At 72.1% G+C, this 18,424-nt stretch carries 17 protein-coding genes and 3 pseudogenes; 8 read left to right on the top strand and 12 right to left on the bottom strand.

The genetic code is table 11. From position 1 onward, the window contains the following. Nucleotides 1-41 precede the first annotated feature (41 nt). Entirely contained in the window at nucleotides 42-1,610 is a 1,569-nt protein-coding gene (locus tag OG624_RS07325) for an alkaline phosphatase D family protein (protein WP_371639238.1), read from the bottom strand. 219 nt (nucleotides 1,611-1,829) lie between these two features. After that, a complete protein-coding gene (locus OG624_RS07320; RefSeq protein ID WP_033220900.1) occupies nucleotides 1,830-2,681 on the bottom strand; it encodes an alpha/beta fold hydrolase in 852 nt (283 codons plus the stop codon). A gap of 288 nt (nucleotides 2,682-2,969) precedes the next feature. On the opposite strand from OG624_RS07320, the gene OG624_RS07315 reads away from it, so the two are divergent. Then, nucleotides 2,970-3,740 (top strand): GntR family transcriptional regulator, encoded by a 771-nt coding sequence (locus OG624_RS07315; RefSeq protein ID WP_033220901.1) that lies wholly within the window; start codon nucleotides 2,970-2,972, stop codon nucleotides 3,738-3,740. Nucleotides 3,741-4,123: 383 nt separating this feature from the next. Further along, nucleotides 4,124-4,741, top strand: a complete 618-nt coding sequence (locus OG624_RS07310; RefSeq protein ID WP_326747612.1) for an RICIN domain-containing protein — start codon at nucleotides 4,124-4,126, stop codon at nucleotides 4,739-4,741. Between the two features lie 110 nt (nucleotides 4,742-4,851). Here OG624_RS07310 and OG624_RS07305 read toward each other — a convergent pair whose 3' ends face one another. From OG624_RS07305 to OG624_RS07295, 3 genes are all read right to left on the bottom strand, one after another. Then, nucleotides 4,852-6,006, bottom strand: a complete 1,155-nt coding sequence (locus OG624_RS07305) for an ROK family transcriptional regulator (protein WP_033220904.1) — start codon at nucleotides 6,004-6,006, stop codon at nucleotides 4,852-4,854. A 100-nt stretch (nucleotides 6,007-6,106) separates the two neighbouring features. Further along, complete coding sequence (locus OG624_RS07300; protein WP_033220905.1) at nucleotides 6,107-6,757, bottom strand: response regulator; 651 nt, start codon at nucleotides 6,755-6,757, stop codon at nucleotides 6,107-6,109. Between the two features lie 4 nt (nucleotides 6,758-6,761). Next, nucleotides 6,762-7,937 carry a sensor histidine kinase gene (locus OG624_RS07295; protein WP_371639236.1) on the bottom strand — a complete coding sequence of 392 codons (1,176 nt, stop codon included), beginning with the start codon at nucleotides 7,935-7,937 and terminating at the stop codon, nucleotides 6,762-6,764. A 108-nt stretch (nucleotides 7,938-8,045) separates the two neighbouring features. Between OG624_RS07295 and OG624_RS07290 the strand changes: the two genes are divergently transcribed. From OG624_RS07290 to OG624_RS07275, 4 genes and pseudogenes are all read left to right on the top strand, one after another. Beyond that, the gene (locus OG624_RS07290) at nucleotides 8,046-8,957 is read left to right on the top strand and encodes an ABC transporter ATP-binding protein (protein ID WP_371639235.1); all 912 of its coding nucleotides are present in this window, start codon (nucleotides 8,046-8,048) and stop codon (nucleotides 8,955-8,957) included. A 37-nt stretch (nucleotides 8,958-8,994) separates the two neighbouring features. Continuing rightward, a complete protein-coding gene (locus OG624_RS07285) occupies nucleotides 8,995-9,744 on the top strand; it encodes an ABC transporter permease (RefSeq protein WP_371639234.1) in 750 nt (249 codons plus the stop codon). A 40-nt stretch (nucleotides 9,745-9,784) separates the two neighbouring features. Next, nucleotides 9,785-10,222: a hypothetical protein gene (locus OG624_RS07280; protein ID WP_033220911.1), complete on the top strand. Its 438-nt coding sequence runs from the start codon at nucleotides 9,785-9,787 to the stop codon at nucleotides 10,220-10,222. 83 nt (nucleotides 10,223-10,305) lie between these two features. Continuing rightward, a pseudogene (locus OG624_RS07275) lies at nucleotides 10,306-10,700 on the top strand (IS5/IS1182 family transposase); the annotation flags it as partial. A gap of 29 nt (nucleotides 10,701-10,729) precedes the next feature. Here OG624_RS07275 and OG624_RS07270 read toward each other — a convergent pair. From OG624_RS07270 to OG624_RS07245, 6 genes are all read right to left on the bottom strand, one after another. Further along, on the bottom strand, nucleotides 10,730-11,029 hold the full coding sequence (locus tag OG624_RS07270; RefSeq protein ID WP_033220913.1) for a DUF6506 family protein: 300 nt from the start codon (nucleotides 11,027-11,029) through the stop codon (nucleotides 10,730-10,732). 165 nt (nucleotides 11,030-11,194) lie between these two features. Then, nucleotides 11,195-11,749, bottom strand: a complete 555-nt coding sequence (gene mug / locus OG624_RS07265) for a G/U mismatch-specific DNA glycosylase (RefSeq protein WP_033221060.1) — start codon at nucleotides 11,747-11,749, stop codon at nucleotides 11,195-11,197. Next, a complete protein-coding gene (purB, locus tag OG624_RS07260) occupies nucleotides 11,746-13,179 on the bottom strand; it encodes an adenylosuccinate lyase (protein ID WP_030719003.1) in 1,434 nt (477 codons plus the stop codon). Before purB ends, mug begins: the two co-directional genes overlap by 4 nt. A 71-nt stretch (nucleotides 13,180-13,250) precedes the next feature. Beyond that, nucleotides 13,251-14,030, bottom strand: coding sequence for an SGNH/GDSL hydrolase family protein (locus OG624_RS07255; RefSeq protein ID WP_371639233.1), 780 nt, complete (start codon nucleotides 14,028-14,030; stop codon nucleotides 13,251-13,253). Between the two features lie 65 nt (nucleotides 14,031-14,095). After that, on the bottom strand, nucleotides 14,096-15,121 hold the full coding sequence (locus OG624_RS07250) for a hemolysin family protein (RefSeq protein WP_033220917.1): 1,026 nt from the start codon (nucleotides 15,119-15,121) through the stop codon (nucleotides 14,096-14,098). Beyond that, entirely contained in the window at nucleotides 15,118-16,452 is a 1,335-nt protein-coding gene (locus OG624_RS07245) for a hemolysin family protein (RefSeq protein WP_371639232.1), read from the bottom strand. Before OG624_RS07245 ends, OG624_RS07250 begins: the two co-directional genes overlap by 4 nt. 206 nt (nucleotides 16,453-16,658) lie before the next feature. Here OG624_RS07245 and OG624_RS07240 point away from each other — a divergent pair. Both OG624_RS07240 and OG624_RS07235 read left to right on the top strand, forming a co-directional pair. Continuing rightward, nucleotides 16,659-17,085 (top strand): annotated as a pseudogene (locus tag OG624_RS07240) (GNAT family N-acetyltransferase). 78 nt (nucleotides 17,086-17,163) lie between these two features. Further along, nucleotides 17,164-17,618: pseudogene (locus OG624_RS07235) on the top strand (mycothiol transferase). A gap of 47 nt (nucleotides 17,619-17,665) precedes the next feature. Here OG624_RS07235 and bioD read toward each other — a convergent pair. Then, entirely contained in the window at nucleotides 17,666-18,424 is a 759-nt protein-coding gene (gene bioD / locus OG624_RS07230) for a dethiobiotin synthase (RefSeq protein WP_033220922.1), read from the bottom strand.

Genomic DNA, 18,424 nt, shown 5'->3' with positions numbered 1-18,424 from the left:
CGGGGGCCGGAGCGGCCGCCGCTTCCGGAGGTATCCGGTCGTCACTGGCCCACGCGGCCGGGCCGGAGCGTCCGCGTGAAGAGTACGCCCCCTCCCTGGCGGCGCAGCCGGACGGTGAGCTCCCCGCTGCCGCCGTCGATGTCGACCTCACCGTAGTACGGCGGGTTCTCGGACGGTGACATGTTGGCGAAGGGGGCCGACTGTACGTAGGCGGTCTCCGGGCCGAAGGTGGCGTCGAGCCGCCCGGCCGGGAAGCCGCCCGCGCCGATCGGGCCGGAGACGAACTCCCAGAAGGGCGCGAAGTCGGTGAAGGACGCCCGCTCCGGCGCGTAGTGGTTCGCGGCGGTGTAGTGCACGTCGGCCGTGACCCAGAGGGTGCCCGTGATGCGCTGGTGCTTGATGTGTCGCAGGAGCTCGGCGATCTGGAGCTCGCGGCCCAGCGGTGCGCCCGGGTCGCCCTGGGCGACGGCCTCGAAGTTCGTGGCCCCGTCGGGGACGACGATGCCCAGCGGCATGTCGGCGGCGATGACCTTCCAGGTGGCGCGGGAGCGGGACAGCTCGCGCTTGACCCAGGCCAGCTGCTCGGGGCCGAGGATGCCGATGGGGTCCTCGGGCTGGGTGTCGGGGGAGTTGGCGTTCCGGTAGGTGCGCATGTCGAGGACGAAGACGTCGAGCAGCGGGCCGTACCGCATCACCCGGTACATCCGGCCCTCGGAGCGGCCTCCGCGCAGGTCGGTGACGGGGAAGTACTCGCCGAAGGCCTGGCGGGCACGGGCGGCGAGGATGTCGGCCTCCTTGACGGTGTAGCGGGGGTCGTCGATGAGCTGGCCGGGGTACCAGTTGTTGCGCACCTCGTGGTCGTCCCACTGGGCGAGGACCGGGACCTGGGCGTTGAAGCCGAGCAGATTGCGATCGAGGAGGTTGTAGCGGAAGTTCCCGCGGAACTCGGCGAGCGTTTCGGCGACCTTCGCCTTCTCCTCGGTGGTGACGTTGCGCCAGAGGCTGCCGTCGCGCAGCGGCGCGGTGGCGTTGATCGGCCCGTCGGCGTAGATGGTGTCCCCGCTGAAGAGGAAGAAGTCGGGGTCGCGCAGTCGCATCTCCTCGAAGACGCGGTAGCCGCCGAGATCGGGGTTGATGCCCCAGCCCTGGCCCGCCAGGTCGCCGGACCACAGGAAGCGCACGTCGTGGCGGCGGGAGACGGGGGTGGTGCGGAAGGTGCCGTGGACCGGTGCGGAGCTGCGGCGGGGGTCGTCGGGGTCGGTCAGGACGACCCGGTAGTGGATCTGTCGGCCGGGCGGCAGGTCGCGGAGCACGGTGGTGCCGGTGAAGTCGCTCGACGGGCCGAGCAGCGGGCCGCGGTGGCGGCGTACGGCGTAGCGGAACGCCTCGCTCGGGGAGGTCTCGACGTACATCCGTGCCAGGCGGTCGGAACGGGTCCACACGGTGGCCGAGTGGGCGGTGATCTCGCCGGACTGGACGCCCCAGAGCGCGGCCGGCCGGCCGGAGCGCGCGAAGGCGGGGACGGCGAGCGCGGGGGCGGCGATGAGCGCGGAGGACAGGGCGAGGGAACCGCCGATGAGGGACCGTCGGGTGTGCGGGATCGATGCCATCGGTACGTCTCCTGGGGCCGGCGAGGACGGGTCGGACCAGCGTGCCGTCGCACACCGGCCCGGCCGCGTCGCCCACGCGAACCCCGGATGAACAGCCGTCAGCCGCTCATTCGTTCATCTGTTCAGATGTTCGGTGGATCCGGTCGATCGGGGATCCGATCCGGCCGATCCAGGACCGGCCCCCTCCAGATCCAGATCCGGCCGATCCGGCCGATCCGTTCAGGCGGCCACGAGCCGTGCGCTGCGGGCCGTGTCGAGCACCACCCGGGACACGAGCGCCGGATCGTCGTTCATCGGGACGTGGCCGCAGCCCGGGAGCCGGACGAGTCGGGCGCCGGGGACCGTGTGCTTGGCGCGGATGCCCTGTCGGCGCAGCAGCAGCCGGTCGCGGCTGCCCCAGGCGATGGTCACCGGCATGCCGGGCACGTCGTCGGTGAAGCGTACGGAGCCACCCGCGGCCAGTGTGTCCTCGAACCCGGTGGCATCGCGCAGGGCGAGGGTCTCGGCGACGACGGCCTCGGCGGGGCGGCGGGACGGGCGGGCGTAGATGGTGCCGGTGAGCGCGGCACGCCCCGCGGCGGTACGCGAGAGCCGCCGGACGGCGGGCAGGGGCAGCGCCCTGGCGCCGGCGCGCATCGCGAGGAGGGTGGCGAAGGCGTAGCGGCGCTCGGCCTCGGTCCAGAAGCCGGCGGGGGAGAGGGCGGTGACGGAGCGGACGAGGTTGCTCCGACCCATTTCGAGGGCGAGCAGACCGCCGAGCGAGTTGCCCGCGACGTGCGGGCGCTCGACGCCGAGGGCCGTGCAGAGCGCCCCGAGTGCCGGGGCCACCGTCCCCAGGGAGTACGGAACCCCCTTGGGCAGGGGCTCCGAGACGCCGAAGCCGGGCAGGTCGACGGCGATCACGTCGTGCTCGGCGGCCAGGATGTCGATCACCGGGTGCCAGGCCTGGAGGTGATGGCCTATGCCGTGCAGCAGCAGAAGGGGTTCGCCCGCGCCTTTGCGCTCGTAGGCGATGGTCGTGGGGCGGGGGCCGAGCGGCGAATCGATCGTGAAGGAGACCGTGGCGGTCATGCTGCTCCTCGTCGGTAGGACGCGTGCGAGACAGGATGTCAGTAGTGCCTACCGCCATGATTACCGTCCGGTAGCCCTTGACTACAAGCCTTCCGTGCCCACGAGAACATCCTATGAACGGCTTGATACGTATGCCCGTTCTGCCCGGCAAAGGTATGAGCATTGGTCTTGACCAAGGGGGTGTGCCGTCCTATCGTCGCAGGGATAGTGCAGGAACCTTTAATAAACAAAGGCGCGGAACTGCCGCTGGAACACACGGCGAGTGCGGCGATGGCAGGAGGAGTCAGGGTGGGGACCACGCAGCTCGAAACGGCACCGGAGCCGAAGTACTGGCACCTCAAGACCGTCCTCAGCGAGGCGCTCGACCAGGACTTCGCCGTCGGTGAGGTGCTGCCCAACGAGCGTGAGCTCGCCGCCCGTTTCGGTGTCGCCCGCGCGACCCTGCGTCAGGCGCTGGAGCAGCTGGAGCTCGAAGGCCGGCTGCAGCGCCGCCGTGGCGTGGGCACCACCGTCGCCCCGCCGCGCGTCGGCGTCGCCGTCGGCAGTGCGCAGCACAGTTGGCCGGGCGAGAGCGTCGACGGCTGGGAGCCGGTGGACGCGGCCGAGACCCTGCCGACGGCCGCGGTGCTGAAACTCCTCGGAACCGGGGGCGCCTTCGCCGCCGACCAGCCGGTGCACACGGTGCGCCGGACCCGCGTCTCCCACGGTCAGGCCGTCGCCGCCGAACTGCTCTACGTCCCCGCCGCGTCGGTGCCCGGACTTCCCGCCATCGAGGCCCCGGCAGGCCCGGCCCGCGCCCGCGCCGTCCTGCGCGAACTGCAGCGGCTGGTGCTCGACGGGCAGGACCGCTCGGTGGAACTCGGCTCCGCCCGCGCCGACGACGCCAAGGAGCTGGACCGTCTGCCCGGCGCCCCGGTGCTCGTGGTCACCACGCGCTACTTCACCGCCGCGGGCACGGCGGCGGTCTCGGTGGCCACCTACCGCGCGGACACCTGCCGCCTCACCTTCGGCGACTCGGGCAACGTCGAGATCACCCACGAGTCGCGCGTCGCCTCCTGACGCGACCCTGTGCGAGGCGTCCCGGCCACCGCGGCGTCGGACCACCGACGGCGGTGATCGCCGGGTGCCGGCGTGCCCGTGCCCGGATCCCTGCAGCGAACAAGGAGGACGCGCAGACCCGGGACTGACGGGGCGTCGGTGGAGCGCAACGCCTGCCACCCCCGCCACGCCACCCCCGCCACGCCCGCTACGCCTCCCGGGCCCCCGCCGGCTCCTCGGCCGCCGCTGCCCGAGCCTGCGTGGCCGATAGGCGCCCTGACGCGGGGGCTCGGGCTGTGTTCAGCTGTCTCCCGGCCCGTGGCACCGGCACGCGTACCACCCGTGGCACCCCGGCCTGCCGCTGCGCCTCACGCACGCACCCGAAGAGCCAGGAGGGAAAGAACGTGCCTCGCATCGTCCGACCGGCGGCGGTCACCGCAGCCGCCGTCGCAGTCCTCGCCACCGCTCTCACCGGAACCGCGGGCGCAGACCCCACCGGTACGCATGCCCCGGACCGGAACGAGCCCCGGCCCGTGCACTGGACCGTTCCGGAACCCGGGGTGGCGGCCCCCGCGCCGCAGCGATTACTGAACCAGCCCGTCCGGATCACCAACGACTTCGCCAAACGCCCCACCACGCAGTGTCTGGACGTGGACGCGAACGGCGGTGGCAACGGCACGGTTGTCCAGATCTGGCAGTGCAACGGCTCCACCCAGCAGCGCTGGTACCTCTGGAACAACGGCGCGCTGGAGAGCTACCGCTTCCCCGGCAAATGCCTGGACGCCGACCTCAACGGCGGTGGCCGCAACGGCACCAAGGTGCAGATCTGGGACTGCAACAACACCCCGCAGCAGAGCTGGTCCCACCCGTCCGGCGACCGTGCGATCTACAACGCCCGCTTCTACGGCGGCGGCAACATCGTCATGGACCGCGACGCGAACGTCGTGGGCAACGGAGCCCGTGTCCAGTTGTGGCAGAAGAACTTCCAGTCGCAACAGTGGTGGGACGTCTGGACCGACTGACCGTGGCATCCGGACGCGGCATCCGGACGCGGTGACCTCCTCGGGGCGCGCGTCGACGACGGGCGACCCGAGGAGCCCGTGCCGGACCGGATCCAGGATCCACGGCGGGGTCAGCGGCGGGCCGTGACCGTCTTCTCCACCGCGAAGAGCTCCTCCTCGACGTGGTCCAGCGCGAGCCGTAGGGCGCCGGTGGCCACCGCGGCCTCGCCGAGCATCGACTGGGCCACCCTCGGCGGGCGCAGGCAGTAGCGCTCCAGTTCCTGGCGGAGGGGCTCCAGGACCCCGTCCAGGCCGGCCGCCCAGCCGCCGACGACCACCAGCTCCGGATCCATCGCCAGGACCAGTGCCGCCACGTCGTGCACCAGCCGCTGCAGGAACCGCTCCACGGCGGCCACCGCCCGCTCGTCGCCCCGCTTGGCCATCGCGAAGACCTCGGCGACGGCAGGCTCGTCCAGCGGATGCAGCGGTTCACCGGTGGTCGACAGCAAACGCTCGGGCGTGACCTCGCGGCCCAGCAGGTGCAGGGCGCCGATCTCGCCGGCCGCTCCACCGAAACCCCGGTGCAGCCTGCCGCCGATCAGCGAACCGGCCCCGGGGCTGAGCCCGGCCATCACGAACACCATGTCGCCGGTGTCCCGCGCGGCCCCCTTCCAGTGCTCGGCGACCGCGGCCGCATTCGCGTCGTTCTCCACCTGCACCGGGCAGCGGAAGGAGCGCCGCAGCCGTTCCCCGAGCGGCAGCCCGGTCCAGCCGGGCAGCGCGGTGCCGAGGCGGACCGTACCGTCCGCCTCCACGATGCCGGGGCTGCCGACGCCGACCGCACGCAGCGAGTCCCGCGGCACCCCGGCGCGGCGCAGGAGATCGGCGACGGCCGCCCGTACCTTCTCCAGCCGCTCATCGGCGGACGCCGTCTCCGCGACGTCCTTGGTGCCGGCGCCGATGACCCGGCCGTCGAGCCCGGACAGCAGCACCGCGATCCGGTGCGAACCGATCTCGATGCCCAGCAGGTGCCCCGCCTCGGTCCGGAAGCGGAACCGCCTGGCCGGGCGGCCCTGTCGCCGCGCACCCTCCTCCGCGTCCGCCTCGACCACGAGCCCGGTGGCGATCAGCCCCTCCACGACACCTTCGACGGTCGGCCGGGAGAGCCCGGTCAGCCGTGTCAGGTCGGTCAGGGTCGGCGATCCGGCCGTCCGCAGTGCGCGCAGCACCACGGCGGAATTGATCCGCCGGAGCAGAGAGGGGTCCCCGCCGGTCAGCTGCCCCAACGTGTGTCCTCCCAGGTAGCGAGCTTGTCAGCCGGATCGTACTGCCCGCCCGGTGCGTCGGCGAGAAGCAGCCCCCCATCGGCCGGAAGCAGACCTTCCCTCATGCGGGGGAGACGAACCCCGACTCGTACGCCGTGATCACCGCCTGGGTCCGGTCCCGCGCCCCCAGCTTCGCGAGGATCGCGCTGACGTGGGACTTGACCGTCTCCGTCCCGATGATCAGCTCGGCGGCGATCTCCACGTTGGTGAGCCCCCGCGCCATCAGCCGCAGGACCGCCTCCTCCCGCTCGGTCAGGGCGGCCCGCTCCAGCACCGCCCGGGCCTGCCGGTTCCCGTACTCGGCGGCCAGGGCCCGCACCGCCGCGGGGAAGAGCAGTGTCTCGCCCTCCGCCACCAGCCGTACCGCGTGCACGATCTCCGAAGGCCGGGCCCTCTTCAGCAGGAAGCCGTCCGCGCCGGCCCGCAGCGCCTGGTAGACGTACTCGTCGTTCTCGAAGGTGGTCACCACGAGAATCTTCGGCGGGCAGTCCACCGTCCGCAGCACCGCACGGGTCGCCTCGATCCCGTCGAGAAGCGGCATCCGCACGTCCATCGCCACCACATCCGGCCGCAGCTGCCGGACCAGGGGGATCACGGAGGCCCCGTCGGCCGCCTCACCCACCACTTCGATGTCGGGCTGGGCGTCCAGGACGGCGCGCAGACCCGCACGCACCAGGGGCTCGTCGTCGACGAGCAGTACGGTAACCGGCATCCGGTCAGCGTATTCGCTCCAGCGGCAGCCGGGCGCGCACTCTCCAACCCCCCTCGTGCAGACCGGTCTCGGCCTCCCCGCCGAGCAGCGCGGCCCGCTCCCGGATCCCGCGCAGCCCGCTCCCCCCGCCCGCCGTGACCCCGGGGCTTTCCGGCAGGGGGTTGGTCACCTCCAGGTCCAGCCGGCCCGCGGTCATCTCCACCCGCACCCGCACCGGCACGGGACCGCAATGGCGCAGGACGTTGGTCAGAGCCTCTTGCAGGATCCGGTAACCCTCCCGGGTGACCGGACCCGGCAACTTCTCCAGCGACCCTGTCAGTTGCGCGTCCACGGCGGAGCCGGAAGCCCGGGCCGACGCCAGCAGCCGGTCGGCCTCCGCCAGCGTCGGCCCCTGGGACGGTGGCTGTCCCGACTCCCGCAACACCCCCAGCACCCGCTCCAGATCCTCCAGCGCGGCCCGGCCCGTCTCCTCGATCGCGCACAGCGCCCGATCGGTGAAGGCGGGATCACCCGCGGCGCGGGCCGCGCCCGCCTGCACGACGGCCACGGTGAGGGCGTGCCCGATGGAGTCGTGCAGTTCCCGCGCGATGCGGGTGCGCTCCAACAACTGCTCCGTGCGCGCCTCCAGAGCGGTCAGCCGCTCGGCGGCGGACGGGCTGAGCAGGCGGGTGGCGGCCGCGGTGATCAACTCGCCGAGCAGGGCCACGATGGCGATGAGGACGACCAACGGCACGGGCACCAGCAGTGCGGCGACCCAGCGCCCGGGCACGAACGGCAGGAAGAGGTCGGAACCCGGAGGATGGCCGACCGCTGTCGCGACGAGCTCCACCGCCATCGCCGACAGCAAGACCGTGGCGCCGAACGCACCGACCGCGATCACCATCCGCGTCTCCAGCCACAGCACGGTGCGCCAGCGGTCCGCCCAGTGGGCCGACGGAGCCAGGCTTATGGCGCTGTCGGAGGAGTCGCGGTCGTACGGCGTGAGCAGGAACCGCGCCTGAAGACCTTCCGCCAGTCGCACCCAGGGCAACAGCCCGAACGGCAGGACGAGCAGCAGCGGCACCCAGGGCCACCGGGGCATGATGAACATCCATACGGCCAGGAGCAGCAGCGGCACGCAGAGGTGCAACCAGCGTGAATAGGTCACCGGTTGGAACGGGGCGCGCAGCAGTCGCTTCATGACTCCATGGTGGCAGCGCCCTGTTCGCGGCCGTCTCCCCCATGCGGGGGAGACGCCACCCTCGCATGGGGGAGGGAAGGGGGTGGGGCCGGCGGCGAGTCTTGAGCCATGAACAGCATCGAGATCCGAGAACTCACCAAGCGATACGGCGCCCACCGTGCGGTGGACGGCCTCACCTTCGACGTCCTGCCAGGGCGGGTCACCGGCTTCCTGGGTCCCAACGGCGCGGGGAAGTCCACCACGATGCGCCTGCTCCTGGGTCTGGACCGGCCCACATCCGGCACGGCCACCATCGGCGGCCTGCACTACCTCGACCTGCCGGACCCGTTGCACCGGGTCGGCGCTCTCCTGGACGCCCAGGCGGCTCACGGCGGGCGGACCGCCCGTGACCACCTGCGCCTGCTCGCCGCGGCCGGCCGCATCTCCGCGAACCGGGTGGACGAGGTCCTGGAGCAGACCGGCATAGCTTCCGTCGCCGAGCGGCGGATCAAGTCCTTCTCGCTCGGCATGCGCCAGCGCCTCGGCATCGCCGCCGCGCTCCTGGGCGACCCCGGGGTGCTCCTGCTGGACGAGCCCACCAACGGCCTCGACCCCGAGGGCATCATCTGGATCCGCGAGCTGATGCGCTCCCTCGCCGCCGAAGGACGCACCGTCCTGGTCTCCAGCCACCTGATGTCGGAGACCTCGGCGCTGGCCGACCACCTGGTCGTGCTCGGCAACGGCAGGCTGCTGGCCGACACCTCGATGAAGGAGTTCATCGACGCCCGCAGCACCCCCAGGGTGCGCCTGCGCACCTCCGACCCGGTCCGGCTACGGGCCGCGCTGGCCCGGGACGGCTTCGAGCTGGCCTCCTCGGCCGAGGGGCGATGGACCGTCGAGGGCATACAGGCCGAGCGGCTGGGCGCCCTCGCCGCCCGCGAAGGGGTTCCCCTGCTGGAACTGTCCGACGAGCGCGCCTCGCTCGAGCAGGCCTACCTCGACCTCACCGCCGATCACGCGCAGTTCACCGCGACCCACTGACCGACCACCCGCTCCCGCACGTCCAGGAGGCTTCGCCATGAGCACCGTTCTGCCCACGACCGCCGTACTGCACTCGGAATGGATCAAGATCCGGTCCCTCCGGGGCACCTTCTGGTCCCTGATATCCGTCCTCGTCGCCACGGTGGGCATACAGGCCCTTACGGCCGCGGCACTGGGCGGGACCGACGAGGGCGGCATGGGGGAGGACCCGCTCCTCGCGGCCTTCTACGGGCTCAACTTCGGTCAGATAGCCGCCATCGCCTTCGGCGCGACCGCCTTCTCCGCCGAGTTCCACAACGGAGCCCTGCGCAGCAGCCTCACCGCGGTGCCCGACCGCACCCGCTTCTACCTGTCGAAGATCGCGATGCTCGGGGCGCTCGCCCTCGTCGTCGGCCAGTTCGCCGGACTGGCGACCTTCACGGCCGGCCAGGCGTTCATGGGAGAGCGCGCCCTCGCCCTGGGAGACCCGGGCACGGTGCGGGCTGTCGTCGGCTGCGGCCTCTACCTGACGCTGATGACGCTGTTCGCGGCCGGACTCACCGCGGTGCTACGCAGCGGCGTGGCCGTCCTGAGCATGCTCATACCCTTCGTCGTCATGGTGTCCTTCGTCGTCGGTTCGGCGGCGAGAGGGGTCGGGCAGTTCATGCCGGACCGGGCCGGACAGGCCATGATGCGCAGTCAGTCGTACGGTGACCTCGGCCCGTGGGCCGGTCTGGGAGTACTGGCGCTGTGGGCGGCGATCGCCGTGCTGGGAGGCTGGATGGCGGTGCGCCGCCGGGACGCGTGACGTCGGGCCAGTTGTCAGTGGCCCTCGGGATACTGACGGTATGACCACGGCAGAGCACCTCGACACGATCGACCGGCTCCGGGCGAAGGAGTTCCCGCCCGAGCCGGTCCGGACCGGAGGAAACAGCAGCGGCCCGGGATTCCACCTGGTCCAGCTCGCCAGGACACAGGACTTCTGGGACGACGACGGCACGGGCCGGATCGAGGCGGCCGATCAGATCGGTGCCGAGTACGGGGCGCTCGCCCAGGCGGTGACCGACCGGTGGGGGGAGCCGCAGGTCGTGGGTCTGGGGACGTTGAGGGAGCGCGGTTTCGGCGGGGAGGAGATACCGCAGCCGTGGGGGGAGATCGGCGACTGCACCGACCACGTGCACCTGTGGCGGGTCGGAGAGCACTGGCTGGTGGCCTACGTGGCGCAGTGGTCCGAGGAGGACCCCTACCAGCTGATGGCAGGGGTCACCGTCACCGATCCGCTCTAGGGCCTGTCCGACGGATCATGTGACCTGTCCCGGGTTCAAGTCCTTGGCACGTTCATGGGGCGGGGAGATCTCACGAATGAGGAAAGCGTTGCTCTGCGGACGGCATGTGGGACACGATCTTCAAGGCCGTCCTGGCCGACGCTGACGCGACGGGCTGCATCGACCGGTCGATGGTGAGCGTGGATCCAACGTCCTGCCGTGCTCACCGGAACGCCGACGGAGCACGCAAGAAGCCACCCCGGGTTCCGGCAAGACGGACGCCCCGGCAGCACCGCCCCGATCGGGGCGACGCACCGCAGCTCGTTCCCGTGATGGAGCGTGTCCGTGTCGCCCGCCCGGACGGTGGGCGCCCCCGGACCCGGCCCGATCATCTCGGCGGAACCGCCGCTACCTGCGCCGACGCCAGATCAAGCACAGGCCTACATCTTTCACGGCACCGGCACCGTCACCGTCGCAGCCATTCGGCTCCGGCTCCGGTCCCTGTCGGAGTGAAGGAGCCGGCACCCGTCACGAGAAGATCGCGTGCACCTGATCGACCGCTTCGGGTCCGTAGCCGACCGCGCCCACGGGGACTGCGCCGTTGATCGCCTCAATCACACGCCCGGCCCATACCGGCCCGAATCCCCCGCACAGTTCAATCAACTGCACGCCCTCGCCCACCAGGCGGCGCGCGGCCTCGATGCCCTCCTCGGGCTTCTCCACCCCGACGAACACACTGCGGCACGTACCCGTGTCCACGACGCTGACATCGCCACCTGCCGCGCTGCCGTCCGCCGTGTAGATGAACCCCCAGTGTGTGAGCGCCATACGTATCGACCTCCTGTGATCGTCAGAGCAACCAGCCAAGCAGAGCCAGGGTGGGAATGGCCTGGAACGCAGACAAGCCGTGAGTGATCTACGCCGCACTCCGGATGCCCGCACCGTCCGCGTACGGCAACTCGGCCCGCCGGCGCATGAGCCGCCGGACAGCTCCTAGTCGGCGCCGGCTTCGGAGGCTTCCGCGGCCGTCCGGAGGCGGGCGTACTCCTGGGCCATGGACTCGGCGGTCCAGTGGGCGTTGAGACCGCTCGGGTTGGGGAGGGCCCAGACGCGGGTGGCGCCGATGGTCCGCTCCTGGGGGCCGATCTGGGCCTTCCGGTCGCCGAATGCGGTGCGGTAGGCCGTGACGCCGACCACCGCGAGCCACTGGGGGCGCAGCAGTTCCACCTTGGCCGTCAGGATGCGGCCCCCTTCGCGGAACTCCTCGGCGCTCAGTTCGTCGGCGCGGGCCGTGGCCCGGGCCACGACGTTGGTGATGCCGAGGCGGTAGGTCAGCAGCTCTTCCTGTTCCGCGGGGGCCAGCCGGCGGGGTGTGAAGCCCGAGAGGTGCAGGACGGGCCAGAAGCGGTTGCCGGGGCGGGCGAAGTGGTGGCCCGTCGCGGCGGAGAGGAGTCCGGGGTTGATTCCGCAGAAGAGCACACGCAGACCGCCCGCGACCACGTCCGGGAGGACGCGGTCGCGGGCGGCGTTCAGCTCGTCGGGGGTCAGAGGATCGACCCCGGCGCGTACCCGGCGGCCTCCGGGTGCTGCTTGGCGATCGCCTCGATACGGGAGACCACCGCCGCGACCTGGTCGCCCGCGGCGCCCGTGAAGGACAGCTTGTCGGCCATCAGGGCGTCGAGCTGGGCCCGGTCCAGCGGCATCCGCTCGTCGGCGGCCAGCTTGTCGAGCAGCTCGTTGCGCTCGGCGCCCTGCTCGCGCATGGCCAGGGCGGAGGCCACCGCGTGCTCCTTGATGACCTCGTGGGCGGCCTCGCGGCCCACACCGGCCCGCACCGCGCCCATCAAGACCTTGGTGGTCGCGAGGAAGGGGAGGTAGCGGTCCAGCTCGCGGGCGACGACGGCCGGGAAGGCGCCGAACTCGTCGAGGACCGTCAGGAAGGTCTCCAGCAGGCCGTCGAAGGCGAAGAAGGCGTCCGGCAGAGCCACGCGGCGGACCACGGAGCAGGAGACGTCGCCCTCGTTCCACTGGTCGCCGGCCAGCTCGCCGGTCATCGAGGCGTAGCCGCGCAGGATGACCATCAGGCCGTTCACGCGCTCGCAGGAGCGGGTGTTCATCTTGTGCGGCATCGCGGAGGAGCCGACCTGGCCGGGCTTGAAGCCCTCGGTCACCAGCTCGTGGCCGGCCATCAGGCGGATCGTCTTGGCGATCGACGAGGGCGCGGCGGCCAGCTGCACCAGCGCGGTGACCACGTCGTAGTCGAGCGAGCGCGGGTAGACCTGGCCCACCGAGGTGAAGGCCTCGGCGAAGCCGAGGTGGGCGGCGATCCGCTGCTCCAGGTCGGCGAGCTTGGCGGCGTCGCCACCGAGCAGGTCGAGCATGTCCTGGGCGGTGCCGACGGGGCCCTTGATGCCGCGCAGCGGGTAGCGGCCCAGCAGGTCCTCGAGGCGGGCGTAGGCCACCAGCAGCTCGTCTGCCGCGGTGGCGAAGCGCTTGCCCAGCGTGGTGGCCTGCGCGGCCACGTTGTGGGAGCGACCGGCCATGACCAGCTCGGCGTGCTCGCCGGCCAGCTTGCCGAGGCGGGCGAGGACGGCGACCGTGCGGTCCCGGGCGAGCTCCAGCGAGAGCCGGATCTGCAGCTGCTCGACGTTCTCGGTCAGGTCGCGGGAGGTCATGCCCTTGTGGACGTGCTCGTGACCGGCGAGGGCGTTGAACTCCTCGATACGGGCCTTCACGTCGTGCCGGGTGACCTTCTCGCGCTCGGCGATGGAGGCGAGGTCGACGGTCTCGAGGACACGCTCGTAGTCGGCGAGGGCCTCGTCCGGGACCTCGATACCGAGGTCCTTCTGGGCGCGCAGCACGGCGAGCCACAGCCGCCGCTCCAGCGTCACCTTGTACTCGGGGGACCACAGGACGGCGAGCTCCGCGGAGGCGTAGCGGCCGGCCAGGACATTGGGGATGCGGGGCTTGGCAGTCACGTGGAGGGATTCTACTTGGGCCACGGCTGTGTGTTTACGCAGGTAGGGCCACCACTCGGGATTGTGGCTTGCTACGAGGCGGTGTCCCCGTACGGCAGCAGCTCGGGGCGCTTGGCCGGGCGGCCGTCCCCGGAGGAGCGGCCCGTCAGGCGGCGGCCGATCCAGGGGAGCAGATGCTGCCGGGCGAAGCTGAGGTCCTGGGTCCGGCGCACGCCCCAGCCGGGGGGAGCCTCGGTCGGCAGTTCGGTGCGCCAGTCCTGTTCGGCGGGCAGGCCCAGCGCCTGCCACACGGCCTCCGCGACCCGGAGGTGGCCCTCGGCGGTCAGGTGCAGCCGGTCGACGTCCCACATCCGGGGGTCCGCGAGCACGGAGGCCCCGTACAGGTCGACCACCACGGCGCCGTGCTTGGCGCCGAGCTCCTCGATGGTGGCGAAGAGCTCCTCCATGCGCGGGCGGAAGCGTTCCATCACCGGCCCGTTGCGCCCCGGGGAGCGCATCAGGACGAGGCGCTTGCAGGACGGGGCCAGGAGTTCCACCGCCGACTCCAGGTGGTCGCGGACCCGACCCATGTCCACCTTGGGGCGAAGGGCGTCGTTCAGCCCGCCCACCAGGGTCACCACGTCGGCGCCCATCGCCGCCGCCACGGGGACCTGGTCCTCGGCGATCTGGCCGATCAGCTTGCCGCGGACCGCGAGGTTCGCGTAGCGGAAGCCCGGCTCCCGGGCGGCGAGTCGGGCGGCCAGCAGATCCGCCCATCCGCGGTAGGAGCCGTCCGGAAGCAGGTCGGACATGCCCTCGGTGAAGGAGTCACCGATCGCGACAAAACTGGTGTAAGAGGCATTCATCTCCATGGCGGACTGATGTTACCGCGCGGTACCCCGGCTGCGCAGGGCCGGGGACCGCACACCTCGAACGATCACATGGAGGCGGGCCTGCCGAACAGCTCCCGCAGTACGTCCTCCATCGTCACCAGGCCCGTCATGGCGCCGTCCGCCCCGAGCACCGCCGCCAGGTGCGTACGGCTGCGCCGCATCGCGGTCAGGGCGTCGTCCAACGGGGTCTCCGCCCGTACCTGGGCGATCGGCCGCAGCGCCGACACCGGGAACGGCTCGTCCCGCTCCTCGTCGTCCACGTCCAGGACGTCCTTCACGTGCAGATAGCCCAGGATCTTGTGCTCCGCGTCGATCACCGGGAACCGGGAGTACCCGGAGTCGGCCGACAGGAGCTCCAGCCCGCCCGGGGTGATGCCCTCGCGTGCCGTCACCACCCGGTCCGCCGGCAGCACCACGTCGGTCACCGGCCGCCGGCCCAGTTCCAGGGCGTCGTGCAGGCGCTCGCTCGCCCGGTCGTCCAGGAGCCCCGCGTCACTGGAGTCCTTGACCATCCGGGCCAGCTCGTCGTCCGTGAAGGTCGCGCCGACCTCGTCCTTCACCTCCACCCGCAGCAGGCGCAGCAGGGTGTTGGCGAAGGCGTTGATCGTGAAGATCACCGGCCGCAGCGCCCGCGTGAGGGTCACCAGCGGCGGCCCCAGCAGCAGCGCGGTCCGCACGGGCTCGGCCAGCGCCACGTTCTTCGGCACCATCTCGCCGAACAGCATGTGCAGGTACGTCGCCAGCGTCAGCGCCACCACGAAGGAGATCGCGTGGGTCAGGCCCGCCGGTACCCCGACCAGGTCGAACAGCGGGGTCAGCAGATGCGCGATGGCCGGCTCGGCCACCACACCCAGCACCAGGGTGCACAGCGTGATGCCCAGCTGGGCCGCCGCCATCAGCGCCGACACGTGCTCCAGGCCCCACAGGACGGCGCGGCCGCGCCGGTCGCCCTGCTCGGCGTACGGTTCGATCTGGCTGCGCCGGACCGAGATCAGCGCGAACTCCGCGCCGACGAAGAAGGCGTTGACGACCAAGGTCGCCAGGCCGATCAGCAGCTGGATGACGGTCATCGGGCCTCCTCCGTACCCTCGGCGGGTTCGGCCGGGGCGTGCAGCAGCACACGCGAGGCCCGACGCCCGGCGGCGTCCACCACATCCAGGCGCCAGCCGTTCAGTTCCATCCGGTCGCCGACCGCCGGGATCCGGCCCAGCTCGGTCGCTATCAGGCCCGCCAGGGTCTCGTACGGGCCGTCCGGCACGCGCAGTCCGATCAGCCGGAGCTGGTCGGTGCGCGCCGCGCCGTCGGCGGAGTAGAGCAGGTTCCCGGCCTCGTCCGTACCGGCCGGGGCCAGATCCGGGGTCTCGTGCGGGTCGTGCTCGTCGCGGACCTCGCCGACGACCTCCTCGACGATGTCCTCCAGCGTGGCCACGCCGGCCGTGCCGCCGTACTCGTCGATGACCACGGCCATCGTCTGCTTGCCGGACAGTCGGTCCAGCAGCCGGTCCACCGTCAGCGACTCCGGTACGAACAGGGGCTCACGCAGCAGCTGCGACACGGGGCGGCGGCGACGCTCCGCGGCCGGCAGGGCCAGGACGTCCTTGACGTGGACGGTGCCGACGACGGTGTCGAGGCTGCCCCGGTACACCGGGAAGCGGGACAGGCCGGTCGCCAGCGTCGCGTTCGCGACGTCCTCGGCCGTGGTCTGCACGTCGAGGGCGGTGACCTGGACGCGCGGAGTCATCACGTTCTCGGCGGTCAGATCGGCGAGGTTCAGCGTGCGGACGAACAGCTCGGCGGTGTCCTTCTCCAGCGCGCCCGCCTTCGCCGAGTGGCGCGCGAGGGCGACCAGCTCCTGCGGCGTGCGGGCGGAGGCCAGTGCCTCGGCCGGCTCCAGGCCGAAGCGGCGCACCATGTGGTTCGCGGTGGTGTTGAGGTGGCTGATCAGGGGCCGGAACGCCCGGCTGAAGACCCGCTGCATGGTCGCCACGCGCTTGGCGATCGCGAGCGGGGAGGAGATCGCCCAGTTCTTGGGCACCAGCTCGCCGACGACCATCAGGACGACGGTCGAGAGCGCGGTGCCGAGGATCAGCGCGGCGGAGGAGGCGGTGGCGGCCGACAGGCCCATGGCCTCGAAGGGGCCCTGGAGCAGGGCGGAGATCGAGGGCTTGGAGATCATGCCGATGACCAGGCCGGTGACGGTGATGCCGAGCTGGGCACCGGAGAGCTGGAACGTCAGGGTGCGGACGGCGGCCAGGGCGCTGTCCGCGCCACGCTCGCCACGCTCGACGGCTCGTTCGAGCTCGCTGCGTTCGACGGTCGTGAGCGAGAACTCGGCGGCGACGAAGACCCCGCAGACGATGCAGAGCACCAGTGCCACGACGAGCAGGAGCACCTCGGTCATCGGTCGATCACCTCCGTCCCATGATCGGCCAGGAGGCGGGGGATCGCGCGATGTCGCGAACGGGTATGTCGGGGACTGGGAGGCTCGCCCATGGGCGGACGCTCACACCTTTCACTCAAGAGGGACCTTTCACCACATGGTAAAGGACGAGCAAAGGGAACGGATCATTCTTTCGGCGGAGCGCGGTCGGATGATGGGGTTCGGCCATGACTGATCTTCATATCGGTTCCGCGGCGACCACCGACCTGGCCGCGGTCCTGGACTTCTGGAGGGCCGCCGCGGAGGGAACGAGTATCAGCGACGATCTCGCCGGGGTCGAGCGTCTGCACGAGCGGGACCCCGGGGCGTTGCTCCTCGCCCGACGCGACGGGGAACTCGTCGGCACGGTGATCGCCGGATTCGACGGATGGCGCTGCCACCTCTACCGGCTCGCCGTGCATCCGGGGCACCGCAGGCAAGGCATCGGGGCCGCGCTGTTGGCCGCCGCGGAGGAGCGGTTCGTGGCGCTCGGCGGGCGCCGGGGGGGACGCGATGGTGCTGGACCGCAACGAGCGGGCGCACCGGGTGTGGGACGCGGTGGGCTACCGGCCCCAGGAGCAGTGGACGCGCTGGGTCAAGCCGCTCGGCCAGTAGTGCCTGGTGCCTGGTCGTCAGGGCCTGTCCGTCGCCCGCCGGCCGGGCCGTCGGCGCCGTTGACCAAGGTCCGCGGCCATGACCGATCCCACCGCGGAGGCCTGGCCGGAACCGCCCCTCGCCGGCGCCGAGGCGGCAGCCGTCCTCGGCGCGCTCGAACGCCGGCGGGCCGCCTCGGCCTGGAAGTGCTCCGGCCTGGACGCCGCCGGCCTGCGCGCCACACTCGGCCCGTCCACGATCACTCTCGGCGGCCTCCTCAAGCACCAGGCGCATGTGGAGGACAGCCACTTCGCCCGGCTGTGGCTCGGCTCCCCGGTCGGTGCTCCCTGGGACGCGGTCGACCGGTACAGCGCCCCCGACCGGGACCACCGCTCCGCCGCCGAGGACACACCGGAGGCGCTCCACGCGGCGAACGCCCCGACCTCCGGCGCGTCCTTCTCGACCTCGTCGAGAAGTACGCGCGCCACGCCGGCCACGCCGACCTCATCCGTGCATCCGTCGACGGGCTCACGGGGGAGGACCCGCCGCGGTGAAGCCGCGGTACGACCGCTCCGGCGCCCCCCGCTCCCCGTCCCGCGCCTCAGACGCCGGCGGGGTCGGGGGCGGCCGGGAGGTAGGGCGGCGGGGCCCAGGTGGCGAGGAAGGAATCCGCCGACCAGGTGCCCGAGAGGGTCGGGGCCAGCCAGGTGGGGGCCGACGCCCGGAACCGGTCCGGCGTGAGGGTTCCCGAGCCCTCCGGGACCGCGCCCAGCAGCGGCAGTCCCGAGGACTTCGTGAGGTCCGCCAGGTTGCAGCGGGCCGCCAGATCCGGGATGCGCGGCCAACTGCCGACCACCACACCCGACCCGATCAGGTCCCGGGCCCGCAGCGCCTCCGCCGCGAGGGTGGTGGAGCTGAGCGTGCCGAGACCCGCCTGGGCGACGAGCAGCGTCGGCGCGCCGAGCAGGCGTGCCGCGTCGGCCAGCGTGTGGCCCGCCTCGTCGAAGCGCACGAGCAGCCCGCCCGCGCCCTCCACCAGGACCAGGTCGTGGTCCTGCGACAGCCGCTGCGCGGCCTCCGCGATCTGCGCCGGGGAGAGCGTCGCCAGACCCGAGCGCCGGGCCGCCGTGTCCGGGGCCAAGGGCTCCGGATAGCGGGCCAGTTCCACCGCCGTGACGGAGGGACCGGCCAGCCGGACCGCCTCAGCGGCGTCCCCCGGCTCCTGCGGGCCGACACCCGTCTGCGCGGGCTTGAGCACGGCCACCGAGCGGCCGGCGGCCACCGCGGCGGCCGCGATCGCCGACGTGACCACCGTCTTGCCGATCTCGGTGCCCGTGCCGGACACCATCAATACGGACAT

It is taken from the genome of Streptomyces virginiae (assembly GCF_041432505.1).
GTDB classification, from domain to species: Bacteria; Actinomycetota; Actinomycetes; order Streptomycetales; family Streptomycetaceae; genus Streptomyces; species Streptomyces virginiae_A.
The sequence above is the reverse complement of the archived record's forward strand: the minus strand, read 5'-3'. Positions and strand labels throughout refer to the sequence as shown.